A 25,617-nucleotide genomic window follows, 5' to 3' on the forward strand; every position below is an offset into this window, starting at 1 on the left:
AACCCGGCCAGATAACCGGGGCGGTAGGGGCGTAGCCGGCGCGGCTCAAAGTCATGCAGGATGCCGTCGCGGATCAAGGGTGTGATGTGAGGCGATGCGGGGACCAGCAGATCGTCAAATGTGATGCGTAGAGCACCCGAGGTTTTTCGCACAACGGTTCGCTTGTTCCTGCGTATCTTGTACTTGGCCCAATAGTTCACGGCCTCTTCGCTGTCGAAGGTCCAGAACGGCACATAGAGGCCAGCCACGCGGGCCTTGGCGACAACTGCTTTCAGATCAGATGGCGCAGCCCAACGTCGTGCAACCCAATCCACGGCCGCCACTTGGGCATCGCGTTCGGGCACGCGAAACGGGATCAACGCCTTGGTTTGATAGCCGGTGTCGCTGGTGGCGAGCACCACCGGCCCGTCACAATAGGCGCAGCGCTCGGATAGGGTCTGGGCAACAAAAATCACGTCCCCGCCGCAGGTTTCGCAATGATGGACACGGGTTTCGGCCAGCACGGGCGGGTCGTCCTCTGGCATACCTGGATCAAAATCGAACTCTTGTGCCGCGCTGTCATCATCTTCGGTTTCTAAGCCGTAGCGTGTGGCGCAACTTGTGCAGACCAGCGCCTGTTGCGCCGGGTCATAAACACATTGCCCCGCGCAATTGCTGCATTGCAGTTCAGACTGCGCGGCGCTGATGTCATCCATCAGTCGGACTCCATGATGGCCATGGCAATCTCAAGCAGGATTCGCAGGCGCAGCCAGCCGCGATCAATCGCCGCCTCAAGGTCTCCGTTTACCGCCCAGTCGCCAATGATGCTCGCAACGAACCACGTGGTCATCACCCAGAATGCAACCATAGACCACCCTCGGATCGATCGCAGCCAGCCAGCAGACCCATGCTTCAGCTCATGTTTGGCTTCGTAGACGGTGATTAGCTTGCGCATGGCAGGCGCGCCGATGGCTGTGGCACAGGCCAATAGTGCCAAAGCCGCGAGAGCAGGGGTGGCCAATTCCATCAGCATGAGGCACGGAATCCGGATTGCAAGGTGGGGTAATATAATACCTTAATTGCAAGCATATGGTTTTGCAAGATTAAAACTGCTTTCATGCCGTTGACGCAGGTTTGCCCTGCTGTATAACCACGCAATCTGAAATTCCACCCTTCAAGGGATTCACTCATATGAAAACCTATACCGCAACACCTGCGGACATCGACAAGAAATGGATCCTGATCGACGCCGAGGGCGTTGTTCTGGGCCGTCTTGCCTCGATCGTCGCCATGCGTCTGCGTGGCAAGCACAAGCCGTCGTTCACACCCCACATGGACTGTGGCGACAACGTGATCATCATCAACGCGGACAAGATCCAGCTGACCGGCAACAAGCGCCAGGAACATCACTACTGGCACACCGGCCACCCTGGTGGGATCAAGTCGCGCACCAAGGAACAGATCCTTGAAGGCGCACATCCCGAGCGCGTTGTGACCCTGGCCGTCAAGCGGATGCTGCCCGGCAACCGTCTGAGCCGCCAGATCATGACCAACCTGCGTGTCTATGCCGGGGCAGAGCACCCGCATGAAGCACAAAGCCCCGAAGTTCTGGATGTGAAGTCCATGAACAAGAAAAACACCCGGAGCGCATGAGCATGGCTGACGAAATCAACACACTCGAAGACCTGCAAGCCGTCGCTGGCGACGTTGCCCCGGTCGAAGTCGAAATGACCCCGCGCGAGCCCGTCCGTGACGAGTTCGGCCGTTCCTATGCCACCGGCAAACGGAAAGACGCGGTTGCCCGTGTCTGGATCAAGCCCGGTTCCGGCAAGGTTACCGTGAACGGCAAGGAGCTGAACACCTATTTTGCGCGCCCAGTGCTGCAGATGATCCTGCGCCAACCGTTCCAGGTTGCAGGTGTCGAAGATCAGTTCGACGTCACAGCCACCGTCAAGGGCGGGGGCCTGTCCGGTCAAGCGGGTGCGGTCAAGCACGGCATCTCGAAAGCCCTGCAGCTGTACGACCCCAGCCTGCGCGGCGCTTTGAAAGCCGCAGGCTTCCTGACGCGTGACAGCCGTGTGGTTGAACGTAAGAAATACGGTAAGGCCAAAGCGCGTAAGAGCTTCCAGTTCTCTAAGCGTTAAGCGCCATTTCATATTATCGAAAAGCCGCCCTTCCGTGGGGCGGCTTTTTTGTTTGGTGGCGTCCTGCTTTTGCTTTGCGCGTCTTGCCTCAGCAGTGCAGGTTTTTGTCGTCATTTCGAGGCGATGCCGTCCGGGCTTTACACAACTGGCTCCGTTCGCGAAGTTCGGCCTACAACCCAGAATTGGTTTTGTGAATACGGTACCCTGCCGTACGCTGACCTAACGTCATCTAAAAACTTTCTGGGAGGAAACACCATGGACAGGATTCGCTTTGGCATCTTTCTCGCCCCGTTTCACAAACCGGGGATCAATCCGACTCTTGCGTTGGAACAGGATCTTGAACTCGTTCAATGGCTCGACCGATGTGACTATGACGAGGTCTGGTTCGGTGAGCACCACTCTGCCGGGTCCGAGATTTCGGCCAGCCCCGAGATTATGATTGCGACAGCTGCGGCGCGTACACGGCGGATCAAGCTGGGCACTGGTGTTGTTTCTGTCAGCTATCACAATCCGCTTTGGGTGGCCGAAAAGATCGTGCAACTCGACCATCTGACGCGGGGCAGGGCCATGTTGGGCCTTGGGCCCGGATCACTGCCAACCGATGCGGCGATGATCGGATTGAGCCAAAAAGACACGCGCGGCCTTCTTGCCGATGGTCTTGACGTGATCACGCGACTGCTGCGCTCGGACGAGCCTGTCAACTTCGAGAATGATCGTTGGGTGCTCAAGGACGCACGTTTGCATCTGCGACCCTACTCTAATTTTGACCTTGCGACGGCCGCCGTAGCCTCACCGACAGGACCCAAACTGGCTGGTAAATACGGCACCGGGTTGATCTCGATCGGGGCGACAACAGCTGCCGGGTTTGATGCGTTGGCGCTGCATTGGGACGTGATTGAGGAAGAGGCCAAACACCATGGCCACACGCCTGACCGATCGAAATGGCGCTTGGTGGGGCTTTGCCACATTGCTGAAACAGCGGAACAGGCGCGGCGTGACGTGGAATATGGGATTGAACACTGGTTCAACTATTTCCAGGAAATTGCGGCATTCCCGCAGATGTCGATGCCTGGACAGAACGCCAAAGAGATGATCGACTTCATCAATGACAGCGGATTTGGCGCCATCGGGACACCGGAAATGTGCAAGGCGCAGATTGACCGTCTTTGGAAGCAGTCGAATGGTGGCTTTGGTGCGTATCTGACTCTTGCGCATAACTGGGCCAACTTCGAAGCAACCAAGAAGTCTTATGAACTGATTGCGCGCGAAGTGTTCCCACATTTCCAAGGCCAGCATTTGTCGACCATGAATGCGGCTGTGCGCGCTCAAAAAATGCGTCCCGAGTTGGCAGATATTCACATGAAGGCGGTTGAAACGGCACAAGCCACATACGCGGCAGAGAAAGAGGCGCGGCATACAAGCGAGCCTGCCGAATAGCCTGCACGACAGCGTTGCGCGCACTCCGAGTGTGGGCAACGCACTAGTTGTCAGGACGGATCAGGCCAAGGCCACGCAAATAGATCCCGATCCCCGTTTCCAGAAGATCCTCGGGCGGGAAGGGGGATGTCGTGCCGGGTGAATTGCGTGCAAACAACTCAACTACCCCATGGCTTAGCGCCCAGATATGGGCCGAGAACATGGATGCGGGGGGGCGTTTGTCCTCAGGAATATGCTGAGACAAATCTCCTGCTGCCTTTTCCAGAACAGCATTTGCGCGTGTCACGACATCAGCCAGCTCAGGCGTGCGGTTGGTCGAAATGCCACTCTCGAACATTGCAATGTAGTGACCGGGAAAACGGCGCGCAAAGGCAAGATAGGCGCGGCCTGTGGCTTCAAATGCAGCAAGGGCCGAGGGCTGACCGGATTGATAGGCATGATCCATCAGGTCTGCAAAGATGCCATAGCCCTGGCGCGCGCATTCCGCGATCAGGTCCTCACGCCCTTCGTAGTGGCGATAGACGGCGGCGGGCGTCACACCCGCCTGCTTGGCCGCTTCGGATAGGGTGAACCCGGTGGGGCCCTTTTCTTCGATCAGCTTCAACGCTGCTTCGATAAGGGCCTGACGCAGATTACCGTGATGGTACCCGCGTTTAGGCATCCCAGACATCCGGTCCGCCGCAAATCTCTTTTTCTATTTTTCCAATGGCTTGCGGGTCTTTGTTTGTGTAGTCGAGCCCATGCAGAACCGTGCGGATCGCATTGAGGCGTGCGCGTTTCTTGTCATCGGATCGTACGATTGTCCACGGGGCGTGACTGGTATGAGAGCGGTCTAGCGTTTCACGGATTGCATCTGTGTAGACGTCCCATTTCTTCAGCCCCTCAACATCAATCCAGCTGAGTTTCCATTGCTTCAGTGGATCCCGCTCTCGCGCGAGAATACGGCGCAACTGTTCGGCGCGGCAGACGTTCAGCCAGAATTTGAAGACGTGGATGCCCTCATCGACCAACATCTCTTCAAACGGATTGACCTGAACAAAAAAGTGCTGGCGCTGCTTGGTGGTGCAGAAGTCAAAAACCTTCTCGACCACAGCGCGGTTGTACCAGCTCCGGTCAAAGAACGCGATTTCGCCGCCTGCGGGCAACCGCCTGATGTAGCGTTGAAAATACCATTCAGAGGCTTCGGTCTCCGTGGGTTTGGATAGCGCCACAACATGGGCACCACGCGGATTCAGGTTTTCTCGGAACCGCTTGATCGTGCCGCCCTTACCGGCGGCGTCCCGGCCTTCAAAGACGCATGTGACGCGCGCGCCGGTGCTCGATACCCAGTTCTGCATCTTGACCAGTTCGATCTGCAGGGCATCCATTTCGCGCTCGTATGCCTTTTTGCCCATCCTTTCGTCGTGCGGATAAGTGGGCGTCAGGATGTCATCCTTGTCCGCTGTGCGGATCTTGTCCCGAATGTCATCGGGCGCACCGGTCTCGAAGAATTCGGTGATCGCGCCGTCGAAGGGAAGGCTCATGGTTCGAGACCCCAAGTTACTGCTCTTAACATGTAATATGGGCGAGAGAGGCGTCTAACGCAAACCCGCACGCTTTGCGACGCGGTCAATTGCTCTAATTACGTCGCTGGCATGTGTGTGATGCGGCATATGTCCCACACCGGGCAGGACTGTAAGGTTGGCGCTTGCAATCTGATCGGGCAGTTTGATCGAGTGCACGTCCAGCGGCACAATTGTATCGGCATCACCGTGCACGATTTCCACAGGTTCGATGATCTCTTCGTAACGCGCGGACAGGTCTACGACGTGCGGGCGCAACCAGTTCACCTGTCGCGTATTGGCACGCATGGTATTCCGGCGCAGGGTCATCGCTGACCCAACGTGATCCAGGTACCCGTCCGGTGCCTTCTGGGGCTTGAAGATGCCCGCAACAATCGTATCGACATAGGTTTGCGGCACGAATGCCGACAGGAGGGGGATGACCAAGGCGCCGCCCCATGCAGTGCCCCCAACGGTATAGGTCCAGTCGAGCGTTCCGGGCCATGGATTTGCGACACCAGCGACGGACACGATGCCTGCCAGGTCATCAAACTCGACCGCCCATGCCAGGGCGACGATGCCCCCAAAGGAATGGCCCAGAACGATCGGGTTCTCCACACCCAGTTTCCGTGTCGCGGCACGCAGCAGGCGCGCTTGTGTGATCGGGTCCTCGTGCGCGTTGGTCCAGACCCTTTCATATTGCGGTCCGGCGCGGTCACTCCAGCCCAGGCCAGGGCGATCAAGGATCGTTATCCTGTATCGGTCCTTGAGCAAATCGGCGAAGGCGAAGGTGAAATCGCGGGTGTTTCCCGAGGCTCCATGGATCAGCACGAGGTCCGGACCTTGGCCCATTTGTTCAGCGTGGACAGTCACGCCGTTCACGTCGATCAGTGTCCCTTGGGGCGGGTAGTGAACCGCTGCATTGCGTTCACGCTTCTGCGCGAGGACTTGCACCGTTCCAACGCCGACAATGGCCAGTACGGCTAAAACAACCAACATCGTTTTCATATCCTTACCCACGCAGATCGGTGCGGTCCTGGCCGATCCGGCTCATGTCATACGGGGTTGTGAGATAAATCTCGGACAGCCAATTGCCATACAGAAGATGCGCATGACTGCGCCAACGGTTGGTGGGCATCTGCGAGGGATCGTCGCCAGGGAAGTAGTCGACCGGCAGGGCAATCTGCGCGCCTTCAACCTGCACATTTTCCAGATCGCGATCATATTCCTGTTTCAGCGTGTCGCTGTCATACTCCAGGTGGTTCATGATATAGAGCGCGCGATGATCCGGATCTTCGATCAGGCAAGGGCCGGTGACGTCAGACCCCAATAGGATGGGCAAGCCGGCGGCGTCCACTTCCGGTGCACGCACCTCGGTCCAGCGGGACACGGGCACAATGCAATCGTCAGAGAACCCACGCAGATAGGGTGACGCCGGCGCCAGGTTGGTGTGCCGATAGGCCCCAAACAGCTTCGACCCCAGCAGGTGTTTGGGCACCCTGTGGAAGTGATGCAGCATGGCCATCCCGCCCCAACATACACCAAATGTGGAGTGCACATTGGTCTGGGTCCAATCCATGACCTCTTCCAACTCGGCCCAGTAATCCACGTCCTCGTAGTCCAGATGCTCAATGGGGGCACCGGTGATGATCAGCCCGTCAAACTTCTGATCCTTCACCTCCTGGAACGGGCGGTAAAAACTCTCCATATGCGCGGCGGCCGTGTTTTTTGCCTCGTGATCGGACATACGGATCAGTGACAGCTCGATCTGCAACGGTGTCGCCCCGATGAGGCGCGCGAATTGTGTCTCTGTCTGGATCTTCTTGGGCATCAGGTTCAGCAACCCAATCTTGAGAGGGCGAATATCCTGATGGCTTGCCAACTCTTCGTCCATCACCATAACGCCCTCGTTCGTCAGAACGTCATAGGCGGGCAGGGAGGATGGAAGTTTGATGGGCATTGTCTCTGTCTTTCACGTTGGTCGCGATCAGATAGCGGTTGCCGGCCCGGGTTTCCAGATGTGTAGGCATCGGTAAACAAACCTTGACATCGGCGTGACGTCCAACCCATGGTTGACGCTATTTTAAAAAGTTCGATTTCAGGAGGTCTGCGATGGCACGTTTTTGCCTGATTGCCCTTTGTTCAGTTGCATTGTCTGCCTGCAGCGCGCCGGATGCTGGCCCCGGGGTCAAGGCGTTCGGAGAAACTGTTGCTGCAGCATCCAAGTCCGCTGAACCGGAGATTGATAGTGCCGTCGCCCAACAAACACGTGCGGCTGTTGCCGCAGCGGCCCGCAGCGGGCGCGACATCTACGCCGCACCACTCGGCTGTCAGGATGTGGCGCTGTCACTTGATCTGAGCACTGTGCCGGATGATCAGGCGGTTGCGCCCTGTGATCTGAGGCCAAAGGTCACCCTGTCGAAAAAGAGAGGCGATGCGAAGTTTGCGCAAGAAGGGCTGCAAACCTTGCAGGACTATGCAGCCACACTGTCCGCAATTTCCGGGTCTTCGGTGGCCGGTGACGTGACCACCAACTTCAATGCCTTCAACAAAAGCCTGACCGAGTTTGCCGCAACAGTGAATGTGGCGCCCAAGAATGCACCCCTAAATGCTGACCAAGTTGGCGCATTGGGCAACCTGCTTGGAACGGCGGTTGAGGCGCGTCGACGCGCCATTCTGGAGCGTTTGGTCTCAACCGCGCATCCCGAAATCCGCACTATTGTTTATGAGTTGATCGCACATTTTGAGATCAAGGGTGATGATGACATGCTGGGTGCTTTCGACCGTTTGGATGCTGCCTATGGGCGCATGACGGACGTACAGGGTACATCCGTATATCTGCCGGCTGTGCGGGCGTATGAACAAGAGTTCAAGCGCTTCGAAAAGCAGAAGGCCAAGGCGCAGTCCGTCAAACTGCTGGCCATTTGGCGCCAGCACCAATTGTTGTTGGAGCAGGTGAAATCTCGACCGGATGCGTCCGAGATTGGCAAACTGGTCAAACAAGTTCAGGCCCTTAAAGGCTAAGTATTTGAATAGGTGATTTATGGGAAAAAATGTCATTGGAATGGCAACTTACGAAGAGTTGTTGATTGTAGGTCGCGCGGCATCGGCCGAGTTGGAAGAGCGCGCGGATGAAGAAACTGATCTGAGCCAGAAAAAGGCACTGCGGCGGACGGCCCGGGATATCCGAAGCGGCATGACCAAGCTGCGGCGCGCGCAGTATGTTGAGTTGACAACGCCGCGCCCCGGCGAGCCGTCCAGTGCGGGTGCCCGTCTACGTGCCGCGGTCAAGGCTGCCAAGGCGGACCTTCGAAAACTGGAGAAAGCGGCCAATGCGCTCAAGATCGCTGCGAATTGGCTGGATCGCGCGACGAAGCTCTTCCGGATCGTCGCCTAGCTGTTGCGCAGTTTGGAATTCAGCGCGTCTGCGATGAGATCGACAAAGTCGGCCTCGCCGGTCAGGTTGCCCACGCCGTCTGCGGTCACCGTCACGCCCCAGCGCGACATCGCTTCGTATCGTGGTTGGCGGTGTGCCAGCGCGCGGGCATAGGTCCAGCGGACAAAGGCATTGGGATCGACCTTGTCCTCGGCGTCGCCCGTTTCGGCAAGGTATTCTGACCAGCAGCCCAGCAGAAAGTCAGGCTGATACGCCATGGGTTTCGGCGCTTTATCAAAGCGGGCAATCAGAGCTGCGGTGTGCGCGTCGTCTCCTTTGATCCAGATCGGAAGCGCAACAGAGCTGAGCGTGGTCATCAAGGGGTCGTTGTCATCGCTGGGATCGACCCATTCGCAGATCGATCCGCCGGTGTCACAGATAAAATTGGGGTATCCATAAAGCTGCTGCGCTCGCTCAGCGAAATACCCGGTGTCGTTGAGTGCGGCGATTTCCGACTGGCGGAACTGCTCTTGCCGACGGCGGTACTCTGCGATGGGCAGGCCACCCTTGGATGGGTCTCCGGGCTTCCCAAGATAGGTGGAGACAGGGCTGAGGTTATGGAAGGTTATATTCGAGCCGATATAGATGCTGTCGGACATCAGAAGGTCGCGCAGAAACGGCACCTTCATTGCTTCCGCTTTGGCATTGTCGGTAATGCGCTCACCCATGTAGCGCGTGCCGATCCGGTAATCGATGGAGTAGTGGAACCAGTTCCCGCTGTCGCGCAATGTCGTGGACATGTGTGTCTTGCCCAGGCCGGACATGCCAAAAACAAGCACACGTCTCGACGGAGCGGCCCGCCAGCTGTCCGCATCGCGATAAAGCATTGTCGTCAAGGTCCCCGCGCCGTTTTCCGGTTTGGGTTGTCCTAGCTGCGAGGGGTGGGGCGGTCAACGCTCCTGCGTCGCAGAAGGGTGAGGATGCGACCATCGATGATGGCCAATCCAAGCGCCAGCAGCGCGAAACCGGCAAACGCGTTTGGGTTCAGCGTCTCGTCGCGCACTATTGAACCCAAGATGATTGCGACCGGCGGAATGACCAATGTGACCAGCATCAGATTGCCCGATCCTGCCATGGCCAGAACACGGTAATAGAGCAGATAGGCACCAGCCGTGGCGATGATCGCATAATAGGCAATGGCTAGAACCGTATCGGTTTGCAGGTTCAGGCTGATTGGCCCATCGACCAGCCAAGCCAAGGGAACTGTCAGAAGGCTGGATCCCGTCAACATACCGGCTGCCGCGACCTGCGGGCGCAGCCCACTCAGGAAGTGCCGCCCCCAAACGCTGGCCAATGCGTAACTGACCGTGCCAGCCACAATCGCCAATTGGGCAAGGCTGCGCAGATCGAAGGATTTGAAGTTCTCAAGTCCGATTGCGGTTGTCACCCCGAAAAACCCAAGGACAACACCAACTGCCTTGCGGGCACTGATCCGTTCATCCGCGAAGAAGAGCGCTGCCGCAATCACGCCAAAGATGGCCGTGGCCGCGTTCAGGATCGAGGTAAGACCGGTTTCAATATAAAGCTGCCCCCAGGCCATGAGGCCGAAGGGGATGACGTTGTTCAAAACACCCATGCCCAGAAACGTGACCCAGACGCGCGGATCGCGCGGCACAGGCAGGCGCATGGACCAGACCACAAGCCACAGCGCGCACATGGCCCAGAACGTGCGGTGTGCAATGCTGGTCAGTGGGGCAATCTCGTCTAAAGCGATGCGTATGGACAGAAATGATGCGCCCCAGATGAGACCAAGAAGCAATAGCTCGGACCATGCGCGTCCTGAGAGGGTTTTTTGTGGCGTCATGGACGTACCCTGTCAGCCCAAGTTGCTCTCCGCCACCCGGAACCTGCGCAAAGAAAAACCCGCCCGGAAGGGCGGGGTTTGGTCGTTTTTCAGAAATAGCCGTTAGAAGCTATACTGTATTCTCAGGCCCGCCGAAATGGCTGAGTCACCGGAAAAGGACCCGACGGGGATCCCGCCGACATTTGGAGTTGCGTTTCCAAAGTCTGTGTATCGAATACCGCCACTGATTTCGATTTGGTCGGTTGCCTGAAATGACGCGCCGACAGCCAGATACACTGCCCCGTTCGTGGAACCCAGCGGCGACACCAGATCATCCTCACCTTTTTGTTCCCAACCAACGGACAAGCTTCCCGCCCATTTGTCATTGAAACGCCGACCGACACCAATTGCGGCATCCCATGCATTCTCAAGGTCGGTCAAAGAGGCGTCGGGGTTGCCGGTCAGTTGCTGCAAAGCAGTAGGCGAAACCCTCGTAGCGCTGTAGTGGGAAAAGCGTACGTGCCCGAACACCAAGGTATTTGGTGCAACACCGCTTTGGAAATCCAAACGAACAGTTTCAGGCGTGGTAACCTGTGTGACGGATTCAACGCTGTCAGCACCTAAGCCAAATGGGAATGGCGCAGAGATTGCCGGGCCAGTTTCAGAGGTGTCCAGATCGTGGTCAATCTCGGAGTGGTAAGTAAGTGCAACGCGCAGCGCAATATCTGGGATTTCGAACGCAGCGCCAATCATGTAGCCAAGTGCGCTGTCATTGCTGAAACTCGCATTGTAGCCGCTCAACCCACCGTATCCGGACCCGCTTAGCGTCACGTTCGCGTTGACGCTCTGGTACACGAGACCGCCATGAGCAGAGAAGCGGTCGTTGAATTTGTACCGAGCAAAAGCAGTGATTGCATTCGAGTCCACTGTTGCCGCAGTGCCGCCCAGAACAGCCGACTCAGGGCCGTAAAGGATATCGGCGCCGTAGGGTTCGTCTACCATGAGGCCGAATGACAATCTGTCGTTCAGCTCGTACCTGATGGCAACGCCCCAAATAGTGAAGTCGTCACCGATGTTGCCTGTCTGAACGTTTGCGACATCCGTTCCCTCGATGCTCGGGTTGCCGAAACCCGCTGAGAACTGCAGTTTGTTTCCATCCTCGAAGATGAAGGCCGTTGGACGACCGGACCGGTCAAGGCCAACGGCGTGTGCGGATGCGGTGGACGCTAGAAGCGCCGCAACCGTCAAAAGACGGGTTTTCATACTATTTCCTCCCAAATGGCGCACAGAGTGGATGTCGAGTGGGTGCGCTTTGGTAGACTATAAGCCGTTTTCAAGGGGTGTGCGTCAATATTGACGCTAGGGCAGATGAGCGCTCGTGACGGAGCGTCATAAGTTTGTGACATTCGGGTCACATCGCTTTGGATTGCCGCGATTCGACCAGAATGTTCACGTAATTGCCTGCAAAGATGATGGCAGCGCCAACAAATACCCAAACATCAATGACTTCGCCATATGCGAGCATTCCGATCACGGCAATCGTGGGCAGGCGGATAAAGTCTATCGGCACCACGACCGTTGCTGGCGCGATCGACAATGCGTTGGTTAGGCAATAATGCGCCAACAGACCCGCACAGCCGATCAGAAACACCCAAGGCCCGGTTTGCAGGTCGGGCAGGGCAATGTCTCCGTCATAGCCAGCCATGGCGATGCCCATGACAAGCTGCATCGACGTGAGCCAGAACAGGATCGAGGTAATGCCTTCATGTCGGGTCAGGCGTTTGGTCAACATGATCGTCAGCGCAAAGAAGATGGCCGATGAGGCGGCGGTGATCACGCCTGCGTTGATTCCAGCCATGTCAGGCCGCGCGACAATAAGGATACCGATAAAGCCCATGATGGCTGCCAGTGCCCGCACCCGTGTCAGCCGCTCACCCAAGATCAGCGGGCTCAGCACGATCACCCAAATGGGCGAGGTGAATTCAAGCGCAAAGACCTGTGCGAGGGGGATGACTGTTACGGCATAGAACCACAGGTTCTGGCCGGTGAAATGCGCCACGTTGCGAAAGAGATGTGTGCCCAGGCGGTCCGTCTTGATGTTGCGCCACGCACCCGTCGCCACGGCGAACGCACAGACGACCACAACCCCGACGACACTGCGGTACATCATGATCTCGAACGTATCGAGGCTGTCAGAAACCTCGCGTCCGGCGACGGCCATGGTCGAAAAGGACGCGATGGACCCTGTCATCCAAAGCGCCGCCCTAAGAACCGGGCTCATGGCATGCCCTTGATGGTGTAGTCGCGGGCGATACCTGCGGTCTCCTTGGCCCAATCCGAGTTTGAGGCGCGGGATTGATGTGCCTCAAAGGCAGCGGGATCGGTGAATTCTTCCGAGACGGTCCAAACCAATGGATCGTCCGTGGGTAATACGTCAAATCGAATGCAGCCGGGTTCGACGCGGGTCAGGCGCACGTGCTCGGGCAATGCCGCACGTACGCGTGCCGCCTCCGCCTCTGTCGCACAGCGCAGAACCCCGTCCAGTGTCACTCCCATTCAATGGTGCCTGGAGGTTTGGAGGTAATGTCGTAGGTGACGCGGTTGATGCCCGGTACTTCGTTGATGATCCGGGTGGCGGTTTCGCCAAGGAAGTCGTGGCTGAACGGGTAGTAGTCGGCCGTCATCCCGTCGACAGATGTGACCGCACGCAGCGCGCACGCATAGTCATAGGTGCGTCCGTCGCCCATCACTCCAACGGTGCGGACGGGCAGAATGGCGCAGAACGCCTGCCAGATCTCATCATAAAGCCCGTGTTTGCGAATCTGGTCGATATAGACGGCGTCCGCTTCGCGCAGGATGTCTAGCTTGGCGCGCGTGATCTCTCCAGGGCAGCGGATGGCAAGGCCGGGACCGGGGAAGGGGTGGCGACCGATGAAGTGGTCAGGCAGACCCAGTTCGCGACCCAGGGCGCGTACTTCGTCCTTGAACAGTTCACGCAGCGGTTCGACCAGTTTCAGCCCCATCTTTTCCGGCAGACCGCCGACATTGTGGTGCGACTTGATCGTGACCGACGGACCGCCTGAGAAGCTGACGCTTTCGATGACGTCCGGGTAGAGCGTGCCTTGGGCCAGGAACTCGGCCCCCTCGATCTGGTCCGCGTATTTCTGGAACACGTCGATAAACAGGCGGCCAATGATCTTGCGCTTCGTCTCGGGATCGGACTGGCCTTCAAGTTCACCAAGAAACAGCTCTGTCTCATCCGCGTGTATGACCTGCAGGTTCATGTGGTCACGGAACATGCCAACGACCTCTTCGGCCTCGTTCTTGCGCAGAAGTCCGTGGTCAACAAACACGCAAGTGAGCTGATCGCCTACAGCCTCGTGGATTAACGCCGCAGCGACGGAGCTGTCGACGCCACCTGAAAGGGCGCAGATCACCTTCTTGTTGCCAACTTGCTCGCGAATACGCTGCATTGCTTCTTCGCGGTAGGCACCCATCGTCCAATCGCCGGTAAAGCCAGCAAGTCGTACGAAGTTTTCGTAAAGCTTTGCGCCCTTGGGCGTATGATGCACCTCGGGGTGGAACTGCACGGCGTAGAAATTGCGCGACGTGTCGGCTGTGATGGCATAGGGTGCATTGGGCGATGTGCCGTAGACCTCGAAACCCGGGGCAAGCTTGGACACATGGTCCCCATGGCTCATCCACACCTGTTCTTTGCCATCTCCGAACCAGCCGTCCAGCAGGTTAAGCTGCCCTTCCGGCGTGACAAATGCGCGGCCAAACTCTGCCGTGCCGCCGCCGCCAGAGATCTTGCCGCCTTCAACCAAACCACCCAGCTGGTGCATCATCACCTGCTGGCCGTAGCAGATGCCCAGAACCGGAATGCCCATGTCGAACAAAGCATCGGGCGCGCGGGGGGAGCCTTCGCGCGTGACACTGTCTGGACCGCCAGACAGAATGACCGCCTTTGGCGCCATTTTCTGAATGAGATCGGCGTCAACGTTCTGATAGGGGTGAATTTCGCAATAGACATCAAGCTCGCGCAAACGCCGTGCGATGAGTTGCGTCACCTGGCTGCCGAAGTCGATGATGAGGAGGCGGTCGTGGATCTGGTCGGTCATGTGCGTGCAATAGGCATGTGCGCGCAGGGTGGCAAGCGCAGGACAGGGGCTCTGACCCAGACCCCGAGGTATTTTTTGCCAGAAGAAGGGGGGATGTCGCTTTTTTCCCTTGATGGACGCTAACCGCGCGCCGTTGGGTTTGGGATAGGGTAATCACCTTGGCATCAATTCACATGAAAAGGGGATGCGGCATGGAACAGGCACCGACACGCAGACGGGGACGCGGCGGCGGGGGCGCTGCACGGCGTGCGGAGCGCAGTGCTGTATCCTTCGAAACTGCGAAATTCATCGAACGGAATATCCCGAATTTCGAGGTGTTGACGGAGGAGGCACTCGAAATTATCGAAAACAACGCTGAAAAGGTGTTGGAAGAGATTGGGGTGAACTTCCCAGACAATCCGGCCGCTTTGCAGCGTTGGCGCGATGCGGGCGCAGATGTCGATGGTGAACGGGTGCGCATCCCTTGCGGTCTGGCACGCAAGCTGTGCGAAACGGCACCGCCGTCCTACACCCAGCACGCCCGCAACCCGGCCCGCACGGTCGAGGTTGGGGGTAAGAACCTTGTCCTTGCCCCGGTCTATGGCCCACCTTTTGTTCGGGATGCCAGTGGCGGTCGGCGCTATGCGACGATGGAGGATTTCCGCAATTTCGTGAAGCTGGGCTACATGTCGAAATGGCTGCACCATTCGGGTGGCACGGTCTGTGAGCCCACGGATGTGGCGGTGAACAAGCGTCATTTGGACATGCTCCACGCGCACATGACGCTGTCGGACAAGCCCTATATGGGGTCGGTGACTGAGCCCAGCCGAGCCCGCGATTCGGTCGAGATGTCAGAGATTCTGTTCGGTAAAGACTTCGTGGCCGAGAACACGGTGATGACATCGCTTATCAACATCAACTCTCCCATGACCTTCGATGACGTGATGATGGGCGCGCTTGAGGTCTATGCGCAGGCAAATCAGGCCTGCATCATCTCGCCCTTCATCGTGGGCGGGGCCATGGCGCCGGTGTCTGTGGCGGGGACTCTCACACAGGTGCTGGCCGAGGTGCTGGCCGGCATAGCATATTCCCAGCTTTGCAGGGCAGGAGCACCCGTGATCATGGGGGCGTTTGTCACCTCGATCGACATGAATTCGGGTGCCCCCACCTTTGGCACGCCGGAGGCTTCGCACATCACATATGGCGCTGGGCAATTGGCGCGGCGGCTCGGGCTTCCCTTCCGGTCGGCGGGTTCTTTCTGCGGCTCGAAGCTGCCCGACGCACAGGCGGCTTATGAAACTGCGAATTCGCTGAATATGGGACTGCTGTCAGGCGTGAACTTCATGCTGCACTCATGTGGTTGGCTTGAGGGCGGGCTGGTCAGCTCTTACGAGAAATTCGTCATGGATGCAGATCAACTTGGGACGCTGCACCATCTGGCTGCCGGTGTGCAGGTGGATGAGAATGCGCAGGCGATGGACGCCATTCGTGAGGTGGGCCCGGGCGGGCACTACCTTGGCTGTGCCCATACGCAAGCGAACTTCAAGTCCGCGTTCTGGAAGTCAGACCTACTGGACTACAAGCCGTTCGAAACCTGGGAAGACGAGGGCGCGCGGGATACGGCCGCGCTGGCCACGCTTCGGGTGCAAAAGCTTCTGTCGGACTACCAGCAGCCTGCCATGGACCCTGCCATGCGCGAGGCGCTGGACGCCTATGTCGCCGAAAAAAAAGCAGCAGAGCCTGACGCCTTCATGTGATCAGATTGCCGGGTCGCTTTGCGCGGCCCGCAGCGTGCGGGCCTCGCCCACAATGGCGATCAGGATGTCGATGTGGCGCAGCAGACTGTAGGACGAATCGTCACTGATGCGCTGGGCATTCAGTTCGCCTTCGATCTCCATCAGGCGCATGAGTGCGGCGCCATGGCGTGGCAACTGTCCGTAGCCCAGAAGACGCGGCAGATGCGCGTTTCTGCGATAGTCTTCAGCTCCGATTCGTGCGGCGCGCATCAGCAGGCGTGGACGACGAAGTGCGCTGAGCATGGACAGAATATCTTGCATTTCCGGTCTCCTTGAGTGGTGTCGACCCGATCCCCGTCGGGTGAAAACAAGCGGAGCATTGCACAACCTGAGCGGGTGCTGCGTGCGTTCGGTTGAGCGCGCACGTTCGTTTAGCAACTGTTTATCTTTTGGAAACAATGCTGCGGATATCGATGAATGTTAACGATCCAGTAATCAGCGCAGCTCTAGGTTGTGTGGATGTTTTTGTGGATAACCCGATGCGAACAAAGACATTCGGGGCCCAAAAGGGAAGAAGGACGGAAAACAGCTATGCGCCACAGCGATGTACTCTGCTCGACGGACCTGAACCTGCCTGCCTGGGTTCCAGACGGGGCCGTACACTACCTTGCACACACCGAAGTCGGTTTGCCGATCCGCGAACTGGCGCGCAATTCGGGCTGTCATGCCTCGACCGTACTGCGCCAGATCCGGCGGTTTGAAACCCGTCGCGACGATCCTTTGGTGGATGCAGTGCTGCGCAAATTGGGGAAGTCTCTGGGGCGGAAACGTTCGTCGGCTGCACCTCAGCCCATGAAGGATGATCCGGAAATGCAAAATGCTCTTGCGCGGGACCACGGTCCAGACACCACCGTGATGACACAGGATTCTGTTCGTATTCTGCGGCGCCTCTGCGAAACGGGGGCAGTTCTGGCGGTCGCGGTTGATATGGAAAAAGCAGTCGTCGTACGCGACGGTGTGACCGGCAGCAGCACGCGCACCGCCGTGGTTGATCGCAAGATTGCCGAAGCGATGGCGCTTCAGGAATGGATCAGCGCGGAAAGCACGGGGCGGATTACGCGGTATCGCATCACTCCTGCAGGTCGCACGGCCCTTGCCGAGATGATGGGAGAGGTTGAAGACGCGCAACCGGGCTTTGCCGAGGCTGCAACCCCCTTTGCTGATCAGCACCGTCAATGGGGCGAGCGTACGGTGCGCGACACCGACACGGGCCAGCCACGCAAGGTGCGCTACAACCTCGCGGAATCGCCACTGACAGCCTTGGCGCGCCGCCGCGACAAGGCCGGGCAGCCTTTTCTTTCAGATGACCTCGTCACGGCGGGTGAGCGTCTGCGCGAGGATTTCGAACTTGCCCAGATGGGGCCTCGTGTGGCCCAGAACTGGGACCGATTCCTGACTGGCGGCGGGCGCGGTGGGTTCGCCATTGACAGCGGTGTCGGCAACGGACCGGAAGGGGCCCGCACGCGTGTTGCGGCCGCTCTGCGCGATCTCGGTCCCGGCTTGTCGGACGTTGTTCTGCGCTGTTGTTGCTACCTGGAAGGGCTCGAGAGTGCTGAAAAGCAACTTGGCTGGTCCGCTCGGTCCGGCAAGATCGTACTGCGCATCGCCCTTATGCGCCTGAAGCAGCACTACGATGAGACGATGGGACCAGGCGGCGGTTTGATCGGCTGAAAACCGCGCCTGTTCCGCCAAATGGCGCTGCGTCCTCCCCGCAGCGCCATTTTTTTGGTTTCTGTTCCCGTGTGACTCGCTGGCCTCGAAGGTACGGTTGGGCGCAGGACGGTGAGGTATGATGGCATCGTCAAAACTTTGAACGTATTTGCGGTGGAGGTTTTGAATGCATCAATCACCAAGGACGCTGTGTGCCTACGCTCGTGTGACAATGGTGATTTTGCTTGTCTTCCTCTGCGACGTGTCTGCCGCGCAGGCCGAGAGGCAGACATATTTTTCTGGCCTGATTGGCACCATGACCGAAAACAGATGGCATGACGCATTTGTCCCGGGGCGGGTGCAGTTTGCGGATTCGCACATTGTGGGCGGTGCGCTGGGATGGGATCGCCAAATCGGTGACAGCCGCTTCCGCTATGGGGTCGAGGCGCAGTTGGCCGTGCATTTTGGGCTTCAGGATCTGCTCGAGTTAACGGTGCCGGTTGTCCTGCGATATGTTCCGGAAGAGCAGACAGCGGTGCGTTCGATCGCCGCCGGTCTTGGGCTGTCGTACGCCTCGGAGGTTCCGCAGGTCGAGATCGACCGCAATGGCGCGTCTCAGCGCTTGTTTGTCCATTGGATGGCTGAGGTTGAGTTTGGCCTGTCTGACCCGAAAAAATCTGCGTTTGTCCGATTGCATCACCGCTCTGACGGATATGGCATATTCGAAGTTGACGCAGGATCGACGGGCTTTGTACTGGGCCTGCGACATCGCTTTTAAAGCGTGCCAAGCAACGCTTCTTTCGCACTATGTGCATAGCGGCCATGCGCCACGTGGTATTCAGCGGGAAACTCTTTATGTTAGAACAAGTTTAACGCTGAACCATTTGGCAGAGATCCATGCGCGACCTGAAAATCCCCGAACAGCGGCACCCGGAAAAAGCGCGGCGGCCTGATAACCCGCAGCCCAAGAAACCGGATTGGATCCGGGTCAAGGCACCGGTTAGCCAGGGATACAAAGACACGCACAAGATTATGCGTGACAACGGCCTTGTGACAGTCTGCGAAGAAGCAGGTTGTCCGAATGTCGGCGAGTGCTGGAGCCAAGGGCACGCGACCATGATGATTATGGGCGAGGTCTGTACCCGCGCCTGCACCTTCTGCAACATCGCGACGGGTAAGCCGCCCGAGGCGCTGGATGCGTTTGAACCCGGCCGTGTGGCACATGCGGTTGAAAAGCTGGGTCTGAACCACGTGGTCGTCACCTCCGTCGACCGTGATGACATCGAAGACGGCGGAGCAGATCATTTTGCCCAGACGATCCGCGCCATCCGTCATCGCAGCCCAGACACGACCATCGAAATTCTGACGCCGGATTTCATTCGCTGCGATCCGTCGGTGCTAGAAGTGGTGGTCGAAGCACGGCCTGACGTCTTCAATCATAACCTTGAAACGGTGCCGGGCCTGTACCCGGAGGTGCGCCCAGGCGCGCGCTATTTCCACAGTCTGCGCTTGCTGCAACGGGTCAAAGAACTGGACCCGTCCATGTTCACAAAGTCGGGGATCATGGTGGGGCTGGGTGAAGACCGGCAATCGGTCATCCAGGTGATGGAAGACATGCGCGCCGCCGATATCGACTTCCTGACCATCGGCCAGTACCTGCAGCCAACCCCAAAACACCACCGCGTGGACCGCTTCGTGCATCCGGACGAATTCGCGTCCTACGAAAAGGCGGCCTATGGCAAAGGGTTCCTGATGGTGTCTGCAACGCCGCTGACCCGTTCATCCTACCACGCAGGCGATGATTTTGCGCGCTTGCGCGCGGCTCGGCAGGCCAAACTCGCCTGACGCTCAGTACTTCGTAGGCACACCCGTCAGGTGAAGCGCACCTTCCCGATATAGGGCAGGTTGCGGTTGCGTTGCGCGTAGTCGATCCCGTACCCCACGACAAATTCATCTGGGATTTCGAAACCGGTCCAGTCCGCCTTCACCTCAACCTCGCGCTTGCTTGGCTTGTCGAGCAGGGCAATGGTGCGCAGCTTTGACGGCTTGCGTCCTTTCAGCAGGCGGATCACATGCTGCATGGTATAGCCGGTGTCGACAATGTCCTCGACAACCAGCACATCACGCCCTTCAATTGCGCCGCGCAAGTCCTTGAGAATGCGTACTTCTCGACTGCTTTCCATCCCGTCACCATAGGATGACGCTTCCAGGAAATCGACTTCGATGGGCAAGTCCAGTTCGCGCACCAGATCGGCAATGAACACGAAGGATCCGCGCAAGAGCCCAACAACCACCAGCTTGTCGGTGCCCGCAAACTCGGCCTGTATCTCACCACAAAGCGCTTCGATCCGTGCGGCAATCGCCTTGGCCGAGATCATTCTGTCTATGACATATGGCCGCTCTGACATGCGCTTCCCCTTGATTTTGCATGACAACCGCGACACATCCCTGCGCAACGCTCGTCCAAGGTCACCTTTACCGCAATGCCCACCCATTCCGAAACCCGCTTCCTGCCTTACACCGCACAACAGATGTACGATCTCGTGGCAGATGTGGGTGAATATCCTCAGTTCCTGCCGTGGTGCGCCGCAGCGCGCGTGCGGACCGTCACACCGCAAGGGGACAGCCAGGTGATGGATGCGGATCTTGTCATAAGTTTCAAGGTGTTCCGCGAGCGTTTTGGGTCCCGGGTCGTGCTGCATCCCGGCGAAAAGAAGATTGATACGGAATACCTTGATGGTCCCTTTCGCTACATGAAATCAAACTGGGCATTCTCGGACACCGAAGGCGGGTGCGATGTGTCGTTCTTCGTGGACTTCGAATTCAAGAACGCGATCCTCCAGGGGATCATTGGCGTGGTGTTCAACGAGGCGATGCAGCGCATTGTCAGGGCGTTCGAACGGCGCGCGGCCGAGCTTTATGGATAGCGCCGGCCTGGTTGAACCCGGTCCTTCGGGGAGGATGGCTTGAAACAGGGAAACATGGACATCACGGCGCTGCTTCTGGCCTATGCGCTGGCTGACCCGCCTGACGATGCGCGGGCCGTGATGTGCCTGTCCCTTTTGGATTGGGCCGCTTGTGGCATGGCTGGGCATCGCGATGGGGCGTTTGATGCTTGGGCTGCAACACTGGACACGGATGGGCCTGCCACACGGCTTGATGGGCGTGGTGGTGCGGTGGCGGAGGCCGCGCTTGTCAACGGCACATTGTCCCATGCGCTGGACTATGACGACACCCATTTTGCGCATATCGGCCATCCTTCCGTTGCGGTGATCCCGGCGGCGCTTGCCGTGGCGCAGATGCAGGGCGCACGGCTGAATGACATGGTCGATGCAGCGCTTGTCGGGGCCGAGGCGTCGGTTGCAACCGGGCTATGGTTGGGGCGGGGGCACTATCAGGTCGGATTTCATCAGACCGCCACGGCAGGGGCCTTTGGTGCGACGATCGCAGCGGTGCGGCTTCTTGGCCTGGATGGCGAAAAGATGCGGCAAGCGCCTGGTCTATGCTCGACAATGGCGTCCGGTTTGAAGTCCCAATTCGGGACAATGGGCAAACCGCTGAATGCAGGTCTTGCGGCACGCACAGGAGTCGAGGCGGCGCTATGGGCGCAAGCGGGCATGACCGCGGCCCCTGACGGTTTGGCAGGCACGCTTGGTTTTGGCGACACGCATCACGGGGAAGGGGCTGAGGTGCGGTTCGCGTGGCGCATGGGCGCTGTCAGCCACAAGTTTCATGCCTGTTGCCATGGGCTGCACGCCACTCTCGAAGCTGTTCGTGACGTCCCGCTGTGTGGTGCGTCGCGGGTTGAGGTGCATACCCACCCAAGGTGGATGACCGTCTGCAACCAAGCAGCACCCGATACCGGTCTCGGGGCCAAGTTTTCCTATGCTCATGTTCTGGCCATGGCAGCGCATGGCATGGACACGGGCAACATCAGCGCCTTCACCGACGCTTGCGCGCAAAATCCTCAACTTGGCTCATGGCGTGGTCGCGTGACCGTGTCGCCTGCCGATGACCTGACAGAGATGCAGGCGCGTGTGATCGTGGATGGGGTGGAGTGTTTCCATGACCTCGACATCCCTCTCCCGTTTGAGACCCGTGCCACCCGTATCCACAAAAAAGCCCGCGCGCTTGTGGGCGCACGGGCGGATCAGATAGTGCAGGCCATCCAGACGGATGACCTGCCAGCTTTCACTCAGCTGCTGACGTCGTAGGCACGCTCGCCATGCACGGCGAGGTCGAGGCCGTTGACCTCCGTTTCCTCATCCACGCGCAGCGGTGTGATGGCGCGCACCACAAAGATCAGCACAACCGTCACCACAAGCGTGAAGACACCGACAATGACCAGCGATCCCAGCTGTGCAGCCCAGCTGCCCGCGCCAAAGACGGCGATCATGATGGTGCCAAAAATGCCGCCGACACCGTGAACGGCGAACACGTCCAGCGTATCGTCGATCTTCAACACGTTACGGATCATGTTCACGGCTTCCTGACAGAGAATGCCCGCAACCGCACCGATAATCATTGCCTCGACGGGACCGACGAATCCGGATGCCGGTGTGATCGACGCAAGACCTGCAATGGTCCCTGTGACCATCCCAACCAGGGATGCTTTACCGAACTTGATCCGTTCCCACAGCGCCCAAGTCAACGAAGCCATCGCGGCCGAGATATGGGTTACGGTCAGCGCCATGGCGGCACCACCGTCAGCGGCCAGTTGCGACCCGCCATTGAAGCCGAACCAGCCGACCCACAGCAGGGCCGCCCCCATCATCACCATGCCCGGGTTGTGTGGCGGTGTGGTCTGGTTCTTGCGTGCGCCGAGGAACACGGCGAGCACGAGGGCCGCGATGCCGGCGGTTTCGTGCACCACGATGCCACCGGCAAAGTCCTTGACCCCAACCTCGCCAAAGATGCCGCCATCTGCCAGCATACCGCCGCCCCAAACCCAGTGCACGACCGGCGCATAGCACAACAGCATCCACAGGGCCGAGAACAACAGGACAAAGCCAAAGCCGATACGCTCGACATAGGCACCCACGATCAGGGCGGGTGTTATGATGGCAAATGTCATCTGGAAGGCAAAGAACAGCACCTCGGGCAGGGTGCCCGACAGGCTGTCAGCATCCACACCGCTAAGCAGCAGCTTGCCCAGGCCACCCCAGTAACCGGATCCGCCCTCGCCAAATGCGATGGAGTAACCGGCCACAAACCAAAGAATGCTCATCAGGCAGGCAATGGCATAGCAGTGCATGAAAACGCTCAGCACGTTGCGGGCGCGCACAAGGCCCCCGTAGAATAGCGCAAGGCCCGGCAACGTCATCAGCAGCACCAGTGCGGTTGCCACGATGATCCAGGCGGTATCGGCTCCGTTCATTGTCCCCTCCGGAATTTTTGTATGCGGGGTCCTCTGGCCGACAGCGCCTGCGGAAAAAAGAGGCGCGTGGGGTCAGGTCTGCTGATTTTAGGGGCATTTGTGAGAGTGCAAACATTTTGTGCGGCTTTCTGGCGAATTCGCACAAAAATAGGGCAAAGAGAAAAGTGGCGCCTAGGTCGGTATTAATGCGACTTTTAAAAGCCCAAGCGCATGGTCGCGGGCCGCGATCCGCACCTTGTCGCGCCCTTGCGCGCCGAACTCTACCGTTTCTGTGCGGACGCCACTAGCACCGGCGATGCCGAAACACACACGCCCTTCGGGTTTGAACTCTGATCCGCCCGGTCCTGCGATTCCAGTGATCGAAACAGCGAGCTGAACGGGCGCATGTTTCAAAGCACCCTCTGCCATTTCGGCCGCAACCTCTTCGCTGACAGCGCCGTGGGCTTCAAGAGTTGCTGCCGCTACACCCAACATGTCCATCTTTGCCTGGTTGGTGTAAGTGACAAACGCACGCTCGACCACGGCAGACGACCCCGGAATGTCGGTCAACGCAGCCGAGACCAAGCCACCGGTACAACTCTCTGCCGTGGCAATCATAACGCCATGATCTTTCGCTAATTCAAGGACTTCGGCGGCAAGGCTCATGCCATCAGAACCCTGTGCGCGAGGGCCGCCAACGCCAGCACGCCAATAGCCGCAAACACACCGGCAATCACGTCATCCAGCATGACGCCAAGCGCATCACCACGCCGATCGGCCCAGCCGACAAGCCACGGCTTCCAGATGTCGAACAGGCGGAACAACACAAAGGCGGCAATCCAACCAGGCCACATCACAAGTACGTCCAAACCACGATCCCACGCCGCGTAGCTCAGCGGAAACAGGGCGATCCACTGGCCGACCACTTCGTCCGCCACGATCTCGGAAGGATCATGGTCGCCACCGCCCGATGTCATCTGTGCAGTGGCCCACCAAGCGGCAACAAAATAGACGGCTGTGGCGGCAGCAAGCAGCGGGAAGCCACCCAGTTGATGCAACAACCAAGCCAGCGGCAATGCGACAAGGGACCCCCAAGTGCCGGGGGCGGGCCGCATATAGCCCACGAAACATGCCGTGCCCAAAATCCGTGCAATCATGTCTTGATCAACGCTGCTGTGGCGATGCAGGCAATGCCTTCACCACGCCCGGTGAAGCCCAAACGTTCGGACGTGGTCGCCTTGACCGACACGCGGTCAATGTCGAGGTCCATGATCTCGGCCATTACGGCGCGCATCTTTGCCGCATGTGGCCCGACCTTCGGCTCTTCGCAGATCAAGGTGCAGTCGACATTCGATATCTCGAACCCCATCTCGCGGGCCATACCCACCGCATGGCGCAGGAATATGTCGCTCGCAGCGCCTTTCCACTGCGGATCGCTGGGGGGAAAGTGCTGACCAATATCACCGCGCGCCAAGGCGCCATAGATTGCATCGGTCACAGTGTGCATACCGACATCGGCATCAGAGTGACCGACAAGGCCGCGATCATGCGGCACCTGTACGCCGCACAACGTTACATGATCACCGGGGCCAAAGGCATGCACATCGAATCCATTGCCAAGTCTAATGTCCATCGCGCCCTCGCAAGATCCGTTCAGCCCGCTCAAAGTCCGCTGGGTGTGTGATTTTTAGATTGTCCTCGTCACCCGGCACAATGGCAATTGCCAAACCGTGGGCGCGGGCCACCTCCACGTCATCCGCAGCACCGCCCGGATGGGCCGCGTGCGCCGCGCGGATGGCGTCAAGGTGAAAGCCTTGTGGGGTCTGTGCCCGGTACAAGCCGTCGCGGTTCTGCGTGCCGGTCACCCGACCTTCAGCGCCCGTCCACAACGCATCCGTGACGGGCAGGGCCGGTGCAGCACCGACACTGTCCTCAAGTGCATCCAGAACGGCCGATATGGTCCGGGCGGTGACCAATGGACGCGCCACATCATGGATCAAAACGACATCCGCGTCCTCTACCACTGCCAATCCCTTGTCGACTGAAGCGGCCCGATCCGCACCGCCATACACAACTGTTATGTCCTTGCTCGCAATCTGCGCGACACGCGTATCATCATCCGGATGCACAACCATAACGACCTTAGAAACCCGCGAGTGACCGGCAAAGGCATCCAGCGTGTGGGCCACAATCGGTCGCCCCCCAAGGTGCTGCCACTGTTTGGGCAAATCCCCTCCGGCGCGCGTTCCGCGTCCGGCAGCGACGATCACGGCGGCGGCGCGCTTCATTCTTGGGTTCTCCAATTCATACTTGATCTCTAGGCCGTGCGGTGCGGCCTGTCCATGACCAGAAGTTCTGCCTAAATTTTGGGCAACACACTACCCTTGCGCACGGA

29 protein-coding genes and 1 pseudogene are annotated in these 25,617 nt (G+C 58.6%); 11 read left to right on the plus strand and 19 right to left on the minus strand.

What is annotated here, in order from left to right; translation table 11 throughout:
* Positions 1-695: pseudogene (locus AC6RA8_RS06265) on the minus strand (hypothetical protein); the annotation flags it as partial.
* Entirely contained in the window at positions 695-1,006 is a 312-nt protein-coding gene (locus AC6RA8_RS06270) for a hypothetical protein (protein ID WP_500351305.1), read from the minus strand. The gene AC6RA8_RS06270 and the pseudogene AC6RA8_RS06265, both read right to left, overlap by 1 nt.
* Before the next feature lie 164 nt (positions 1,007-1,170).
* Here AC6RA8_RS06270 and rplM point away from each other — a divergent pair, with 164 nt between their 5' ends.
* From rplM to AC6RA8_RS06285, 3 genes are all read left to right on the plus strand, one after another.
* Positions 1,171-1,632 (plus strand): 50S ribosomal protein L13, encoded by a 462-nt coding sequence (gene rplM / locus AC6RA8_RS06275; protein ID WP_189370545.1) that lies wholly within the window; start codon positions 1,171-1,173, stop codon positions 1,630-1,632.
* 2 nt (positions 1,633-1,634) lie between these two features.
* Positions 1,635-2,123, plus strand: coding sequence for a 30S ribosomal protein S9 (gene rpsI, locus AC6RA8_RS06280; RefSeq protein ID WP_500351306.1), 489 nt, complete (start codon positions 1,635-1,637; stop codon positions 2,121-2,123).
* A gap of 255 nt (positions 2,124-2,378) precedes the next feature.
* Positions 2,379-3,560 (plus strand): LLM class flavin-dependent oxidoreductase, encoded by a 1,182-nt coding sequence (locus tag AC6RA8_RS06285; protein WP_500351308.1) that lies wholly within the window; start codon positions 2,379-2,381, stop codon positions 3,558-3,560.
* Between the two features lie 43 nt (positions 3,561-3,603).
* On the opposite strand, the gene AC6RA8_RS06290 is transcribed toward AC6RA8_RS06285, so the two are convergent.
* Genes AC6RA8_RS06290 through AC6RA8_RS06305 form a run of 4 tightly spaced genes read right to left on the minus strand, consistent with a single transcriptional unit; the run spans position 3,604 to position 7,061 of the window.
* Positions 3,604-4,221: a TetR/AcrR family transcriptional regulator gene (locus tag AC6RA8_RS06290; RefSeq protein ID WP_500351370.1), complete on the minus strand. Its 618-nt coding sequence runs from the start codon at positions 4,219-4,221 to the stop codon at positions 3,604-3,606.
* The gene (gene ppk2, locus AC6RA8_RS06295) at positions 4,214-5,083 is read right to left on the minus strand and encodes a polyphosphate kinase 2 (RefSeq protein ID WP_500351309.1); all 870 of its coding nucleotides are present in this window, start codon (positions 5,081-5,083) and stop codon (positions 4,214-4,216) included. The genes AC6RA8_RS06290 and ppk2 overlap by 8 nt, the downstream gene beginning before the upstream one ends.
* 54 nt (positions 5,084-5,137) lie before the next feature.
* The gene (locus tag AC6RA8_RS06300) at positions 5,138-6,109 is read right to left on the minus strand and encodes an alpha/beta fold hydrolase (protein WP_500351310.1); all 972 of its coding nucleotides are present in this window, start codon (positions 6,107-6,109) and stop codon (positions 5,138-5,140) included.
* 4 nt (positions 6,110-6,113) lie between these two features.
* A complete protein-coding gene (locus AC6RA8_RS06305; RefSeq protein WP_500351312.1) occupies positions 6,114-7,061 on the minus strand; it encodes a homoserine O-succinyltransferase in 948 nt (315 codons plus the stop codon).
* Positions 7,062-7,213: 152 nt separating this feature from the next.
* On the opposite strand from AC6RA8_RS06305, the gene AC6RA8_RS06310 reads away from it, so the two are divergent.
* Together AC6RA8_RS06310 and AC6RA8_RS06315 are read left to right on the plus strand one after the other, a co-directional pair.
* The gene (locus AC6RA8_RS06310) at positions 7,214-8,125 is read left to right on the plus strand and encodes a hypothetical protein (RefSeq protein WP_500351313.1); all 912 of its coding nucleotides are present in this window, start codon (positions 7,214-7,216) and stop codon (positions 8,123-8,125) included.
* Between the two features lie 40 nt (positions 8,126-8,165).
* Entirely contained in the window at positions 8,166-8,498 is a 333-nt protein-coding gene (locus AC6RA8_RS06315) for a hypothetical protein (protein WP_500351315.1), read from the plus strand.
* Here AC6RA8_RS06315 and AC6RA8_RS06320 read toward each other — a convergent pair.
* The 6 genes from AC6RA8_RS06320 to guaA form a co-directional block, all read right to left on the minus strand.
* Positions 8,495-9,364, minus strand: coding sequence for an ATPase (locus AC6RA8_RS06320; protein ID WP_500351372.1), 870 nt, complete (start codon positions 9,362-9,364; stop codon positions 8,495-8,497). The genes AC6RA8_RS06315 and AC6RA8_RS06320 overlap by 4 nt on opposite strands.
* 41 nt (positions 9,365-9,405) lie before the next feature.
* A complete protein-coding gene (locus tag AC6RA8_RS06325) occupies positions 9,406-10,341 on the minus strand; it encodes a DMT family transporter (RefSeq protein ID WP_500351317.1) in 936 nt (311 codons plus the stop codon).
* Between the two features lie 102 nt (positions 10,342-10,443).
* Positions 10,444-11,583 carry an OmpP1/FadL family transporter gene (locus AC6RA8_RS06330; RefSeq protein ID WP_500351319.1) on the minus strand — a complete coding sequence of 380 codons (1,140 nt, stop codon included), beginning with the start codon at positions 11,581-11,583 and terminating at the stop codon, positions 10,444-10,446.
* 148 nt (positions 11,584-11,731) lie between these two features.
* Positions 11,732-12,601 carry a DMT family transporter gene (locus AC6RA8_RS06335; protein ID WP_500351321.1) on the minus strand — a complete coding sequence of 290 codons (870 nt, stop codon included), beginning with the start codon at positions 12,599-12,601 and terminating at the stop codon, positions 11,732-11,734.
* The gene (locus AC6RA8_RS06340) at positions 12,598-12,876 is read right to left on the minus strand and encodes a putative quinol monooxygenase (protein ID WP_500351323.1); all 279 of its coding nucleotides are present in this window, start codon (positions 12,874-12,876) and stop codon (positions 12,598-12,600) included. The genes AC6RA8_RS06335 and AC6RA8_RS06340 overlap by 4 nt, the downstream gene beginning before the upstream one ends.
* Positions 12,867-14,441 carry a glutamine-hydrolyzing GMP synthase gene (gene guaA, locus AC6RA8_RS06345; protein WP_500351325.1) on the minus strand — a complete coding sequence of 525 codons (1,575 nt, stop codon included), beginning with the start codon at positions 14,439-14,441 and terminating at the stop codon, positions 12,867-12,869. Before guaA ends, AC6RA8_RS06340 begins: the two co-directional genes overlap by 10 nt.
* 191 nt (positions 14,442-14,632) lie before the next feature.
* On the opposite strand from guaA, the gene AC6RA8_RS06350 reads away from it, so the two are divergent.
* On the plus strand, positions 14,633-16,177 hold the full coding sequence (locus tag AC6RA8_RS06350) for a trimethylamine methyltransferase family protein (protein ID WP_500351327.1): 1,545 nt from the start codon (positions 14,633-14,635) through the stop codon (positions 16,175-16,177).
* Here AC6RA8_RS06350 and AC6RA8_RS06355 read toward each other — a convergent pair whose 3' ends face one another.
* The gene (locus AC6RA8_RS06355; RefSeq protein ID WP_500351329.1) at positions 16,178-16,477 is read right to left on the minus strand and encodes a DUF6477 family protein; all 300 of its coding nucleotides are present in this window, start codon (positions 16,475-16,477) and stop codon (positions 16,178-16,180) included.
* 270 nt (positions 16,478-16,747) lie between these two features.
* On the opposite strand from AC6RA8_RS06355, the gene AC6RA8_RS06360 reads away from it, so the two are divergent.
* The 3 genes from AC6RA8_RS06360 (at position 16,748) to lipA (ending at position 19,711) form a co-directional block, all read left to right on the plus strand.
* Positions 16,748-17,887: a DUF6456 domain-containing protein gene (locus tag AC6RA8_RS06360; protein ID WP_500351331.1), complete on the plus strand. Its 1,140-nt coding sequence runs from the start codon at positions 16,748-16,750 to the stop codon at positions 17,885-17,887.
* Between the two features lie 166 nt (positions 17,888-18,053).
* Positions 18,054-18,644, plus strand: a complete 591-nt coding sequence (locus AC6RA8_RS06365) for a hypothetical protein (protein ID WP_500351333.1) — start codon at positions 18,054-18,056, stop codon at positions 18,642-18,644.
* A 119-nt stretch (positions 18,645-18,763) separates the two neighbouring features.
* Positions 18,764-19,711: a lipoyl synthase gene (lipA, locus tag AC6RA8_RS06370; RefSeq protein WP_500351335.1), complete on the plus strand. Its 948-nt coding sequence runs from the start codon at positions 18,764-18,766 to the stop codon at positions 19,709-19,711.
* Between the two features lie 26 nt (positions 19,712-19,737).
* Here lipA and hpt read toward each other — a convergent pair whose 3' ends face one another.
* A complete protein-coding gene (gene hpt / locus AC6RA8_RS06375) occupies positions 19,738-20,274 on the minus strand; it encodes a hypoxanthine phosphoribosyltransferase (RefSeq protein WP_500351337.1) in 537 nt (178 codons plus the stop codon).
* Positions 20,275-20,349: 75 nt separating this feature from the next.
* Here hpt and AC6RA8_RS06380 point away from each other — a divergent pair, with 75 nt between their 5' ends.
* Together AC6RA8_RS06380 and AC6RA8_RS06385 are read left to right on the plus strand one after the other, a co-directional pair.
* Positions 20,350-20,793, plus strand: a complete 444-nt coding sequence (locus tag AC6RA8_RS06380) for a type II toxin-antitoxin system RatA family toxin (protein ID WP_500351339.1) — start codon at positions 20,350-20,352, stop codon at positions 20,791-20,793.
* Positions 20,794-20,832: 39 nt separating this feature from the next.
* Positions 20,833-22,080 (plus strand): MmgE/PrpD family protein, encoded by a 1,248-nt coding sequence (locus AC6RA8_RS06385; protein WP_500351341.1) that lies wholly within the window; start codon positions 20,833-20,835, stop codon positions 22,078-22,080.
* Here the strand turns inward: AC6RA8_RS06385 and AC6RA8_RS06390 are convergent.
* The 5 genes from AC6RA8_RS06390 to ispD all read right to left on the minus strand — a co-directional run bounded on the left by AC6RA8_RS06390 (position 22,062) and on the right by ispD (position 25,510).
* Positions 22,062-23,243 (minus strand): ammonium transporter, encoded by a 1,182-nt coding sequence (locus tag AC6RA8_RS06390; RefSeq protein ID WP_500351343.1) that lies wholly within the window; start codon positions 23,241-23,243, stop codon positions 22,062-22,064. The genes AC6RA8_RS06385 and AC6RA8_RS06390 overlap by 19 nt on opposite strands.
* A 171-nt stretch (positions 23,244-23,414) precedes the next feature.
* Positions 23,415-23,888, minus strand: a complete 474-nt coding sequence (locus AC6RA8_RS06395) for a CinA family protein (protein WP_500351345.1) — start codon at positions 23,886-23,888, stop codon at positions 23,415-23,417.
* The gene (locus AC6RA8_RS06400) at positions 23,885-24,379 is read right to left on the minus strand and encodes a phosphatidylglycerophosphatase A family protein (protein WP_500351346.1); all 495 of its coding nucleotides are present in this window, start codon (positions 24,377-24,379) and stop codon (positions 23,885-23,887) included. Before AC6RA8_RS06400 ends, AC6RA8_RS06395 begins: the two co-directional genes overlap by 4 nt.
* Positions 24,376-24,855, minus strand: a complete 480-nt coding sequence (gene ispF / locus AC6RA8_RS06405) for a 2-C-methyl-D-erythritol 2,4-cyclodiphosphate synthase (protein ID WP_500351348.1) — start codon at positions 24,853-24,855, stop codon at positions 24,376-24,378. The genes AC6RA8_RS06400 and ispF overlap by 4 nt, the downstream gene beginning before the upstream one ends.
* Positions 24,845-25,510, minus strand: a complete 666-nt coding sequence (ispD, locus tag AC6RA8_RS06410) for a 2-C-methyl-D-erythritol 4-phosphate cytidylyltransferase (protein WP_500351349.1) — start codon at positions 25,508-25,510, stop codon at positions 24,845-24,847. The genes ispF and ispD overlap by 11 nt, the downstream gene beginning before the upstream one ends.
* Positions 25,511-25,617 lie beyond the last annotated feature (107 nt).

It is taken from the genome of Tateyamaria sp. (assembly GCF_059783535.1).

Bases quoted from the DNA above. Each gene is read 5' to 3' on its own strand.
- AC6RA8_RS06365 (WP_500351333.1), top strand. From the start codon at position 18,054: ATGCATCAATCACCAAGGACGCTGTGTGCCTACGCTCGTGTGACAATG.
- AC6RA8_RS06380 (WP_500351339.1), top strand. From the start codon at position 20,350: ATGCCCACCCATTCCGAAACCCGCTTCCTGCCTTACACCGCACAACAG.
- AC6RA8_RS06330 (WP_500351319.1), bottom strand. From the start codon at position 11,583: ATGAAAACCCGTCTTTTGACGGTTGCGGCGCTTCTAGCGTCCACCGCA.
- AC6RA8_RS06270 (WP_500351305.1), bottom strand. From the start codon at position 1,006: ATGGAATTGGCCACCCCTGCTCTCGCGGCTTTGGCACTATTGGCCTGT.
- hpt (WP_500351337.1), bottom strand. From the start codon at position 20,274: ATGTCAGAGCGGCCATATGTCATAGACAGAATGATCTCGGCCAAGGCG.
- AC6RA8_RS06350 (WP_500351327.1), top strand. From the start codon at position 14,633: ATGGAACAGGCACCGACACGCAGACGGGGACGCGGCGGCGGGGGCGCT.
- AC6RA8_RS06355 (WP_500351329.1), bottom strand. From the start codon at position 16,477: ATGCAAGATATTCTGTCCATGCTCAGCGCACTTCGTCGTCCACGCCTG.
- AC6RA8_RS06340 (WP_500351323.1), bottom strand. From the start codon at position 12,876: ATGGGAGTGACACTGGACGGGGTTCTGCGCTGTGCGACAGAGGCGGAG.
- ispD (WP_500351349.1), bottom strand. From the start codon at position 25,510: ATGAAGCGCGCCGCCGCCGTGATCGTCGCTGCCGGACGCGGAACGCGC.
- AC6RA8_RS06290 (WP_500351370.1), bottom strand. From the start codon at position 4,221: ATGCCTAAACGCGGGTACCATCACGGTAATCTGCGTCAGGCCCTTATC.
- AC6RA8_RS06400 (WP_500351346.1), bottom strand. From the start codon at position 24,379: ATGATTGCACGGATTTTGGGCACGGCATGTTTCGTGGGCTATATGCGG.
- AC6RA8_RS06300 (WP_500351310.1), bottom strand. From the start codon at position 6,109: ATGAAAACGATGTTGGTTGTTTTAGCCGTACTGGCCATTGTCGGCGTT.
- AC6RA8_RS06335 (WP_500351321.1), bottom strand. From the start codon at position 12,601: ATGAGCCCGGTTCTTAGGGCGGCGCTTTGGATGACAGGGTCCATCGCG.
- ppk2 (WP_500351309.1), bottom strand. From the start codon at position 5,083: ATGAGCCTTCCCTTCGACGGCGCGATCACCGAATTCTTCGAGACCGGT.
- AC6RA8_RS06390 (WP_500351343.1), bottom strand. From the start codon at position 23,243: ATGAACGGAGCCGATACCGCCTGGATCATCGTGGCAACCGCACTGGTG.
- AC6RA8_RS06310 (WP_500351313.1), top strand. From the start codon at position 7,214: ATGGCACGTTTTTGCCTGATTGCCCTTTGTTCAGTTGCATTGTCTGCC.
- AC6RA8_RS06325 (WP_500351317.1), bottom strand. From the start codon at position 10,341: ATGACGCCACAAAAAACCCTCTCAGGACGCGCATGGTCCGAGCTATTG.
- AC6RA8_RS06305 (WP_500351312.1), bottom strand. From the start codon at position 7,061: ATGCCCATCAAACTTCCATCCTCCCTGCCCGCCTATGACGTTCTGACG.
- AC6RA8_RS06320 (WP_500351372.1), bottom strand. From the start codon at position 9,364: ATGCTTTATCGCGATGCGGACAGCTGGCGGGCCGCTCCGTCGAGACGT.
- rpsI (WP_500351306.1), top strand. From the start codon at position 1,635: ATGGCTGACGAAATCAACACACTCGAAGACCTGCAAGCCGTCGCTGGC.
- guaA (WP_500351325.1), bottom strand. From the start codon at position 14,441: ATGACCGACCAGATCCACGACCGCCTCCTCATCATCGACTTCGGCAGC.
- AC6RA8_RS06315 (WP_500351315.1), top strand. From the start codon at position 8,166: ATGGCAACTTACGAAGAGTTGTTGATTGTAGGTCGCGCGGCATCGGCC.
- lipA (WP_500351335.1), top strand. From the start codon at position 18,764: ATGCGCGACCTGAAAATCCCCGAACAGCGGCACCCGGAAAAAGCGCGG.
- AC6RA8_RS06285 (WP_500351308.1), top strand. From the start codon at position 2,379: ATGGACAGGATTCGCTTTGGCATCTTTCTCGCCCCGTTTCACAAACCG.
- AC6RA8_RS06395 (WP_500351345.1), bottom strand. From the start codon at position 23,888: ATGAGCCTTGCCGCCGAAGTCCTTGAATTAGCGAAAGATCATGGCGTT.
- ispF (WP_500351348.1), bottom strand. From the start codon at position 24,855: ATGGACATTAGACTTGGCAATGGATTCGATGTGCATGCCTTTGGCCCC.
- AC6RA8_RS06360 (WP_500351331.1), top strand. From the start codon at position 16,748: ATGCGCCACAGCGATGTACTCTGCTCGACGGACCTGAACCTGCCTGCC.
- rplM (WP_189370545.1), top strand. From the start codon at position 1,171: ATGAAAACCTATACCGCAACACCTGCGGACATCGACAAGAAATGGATC.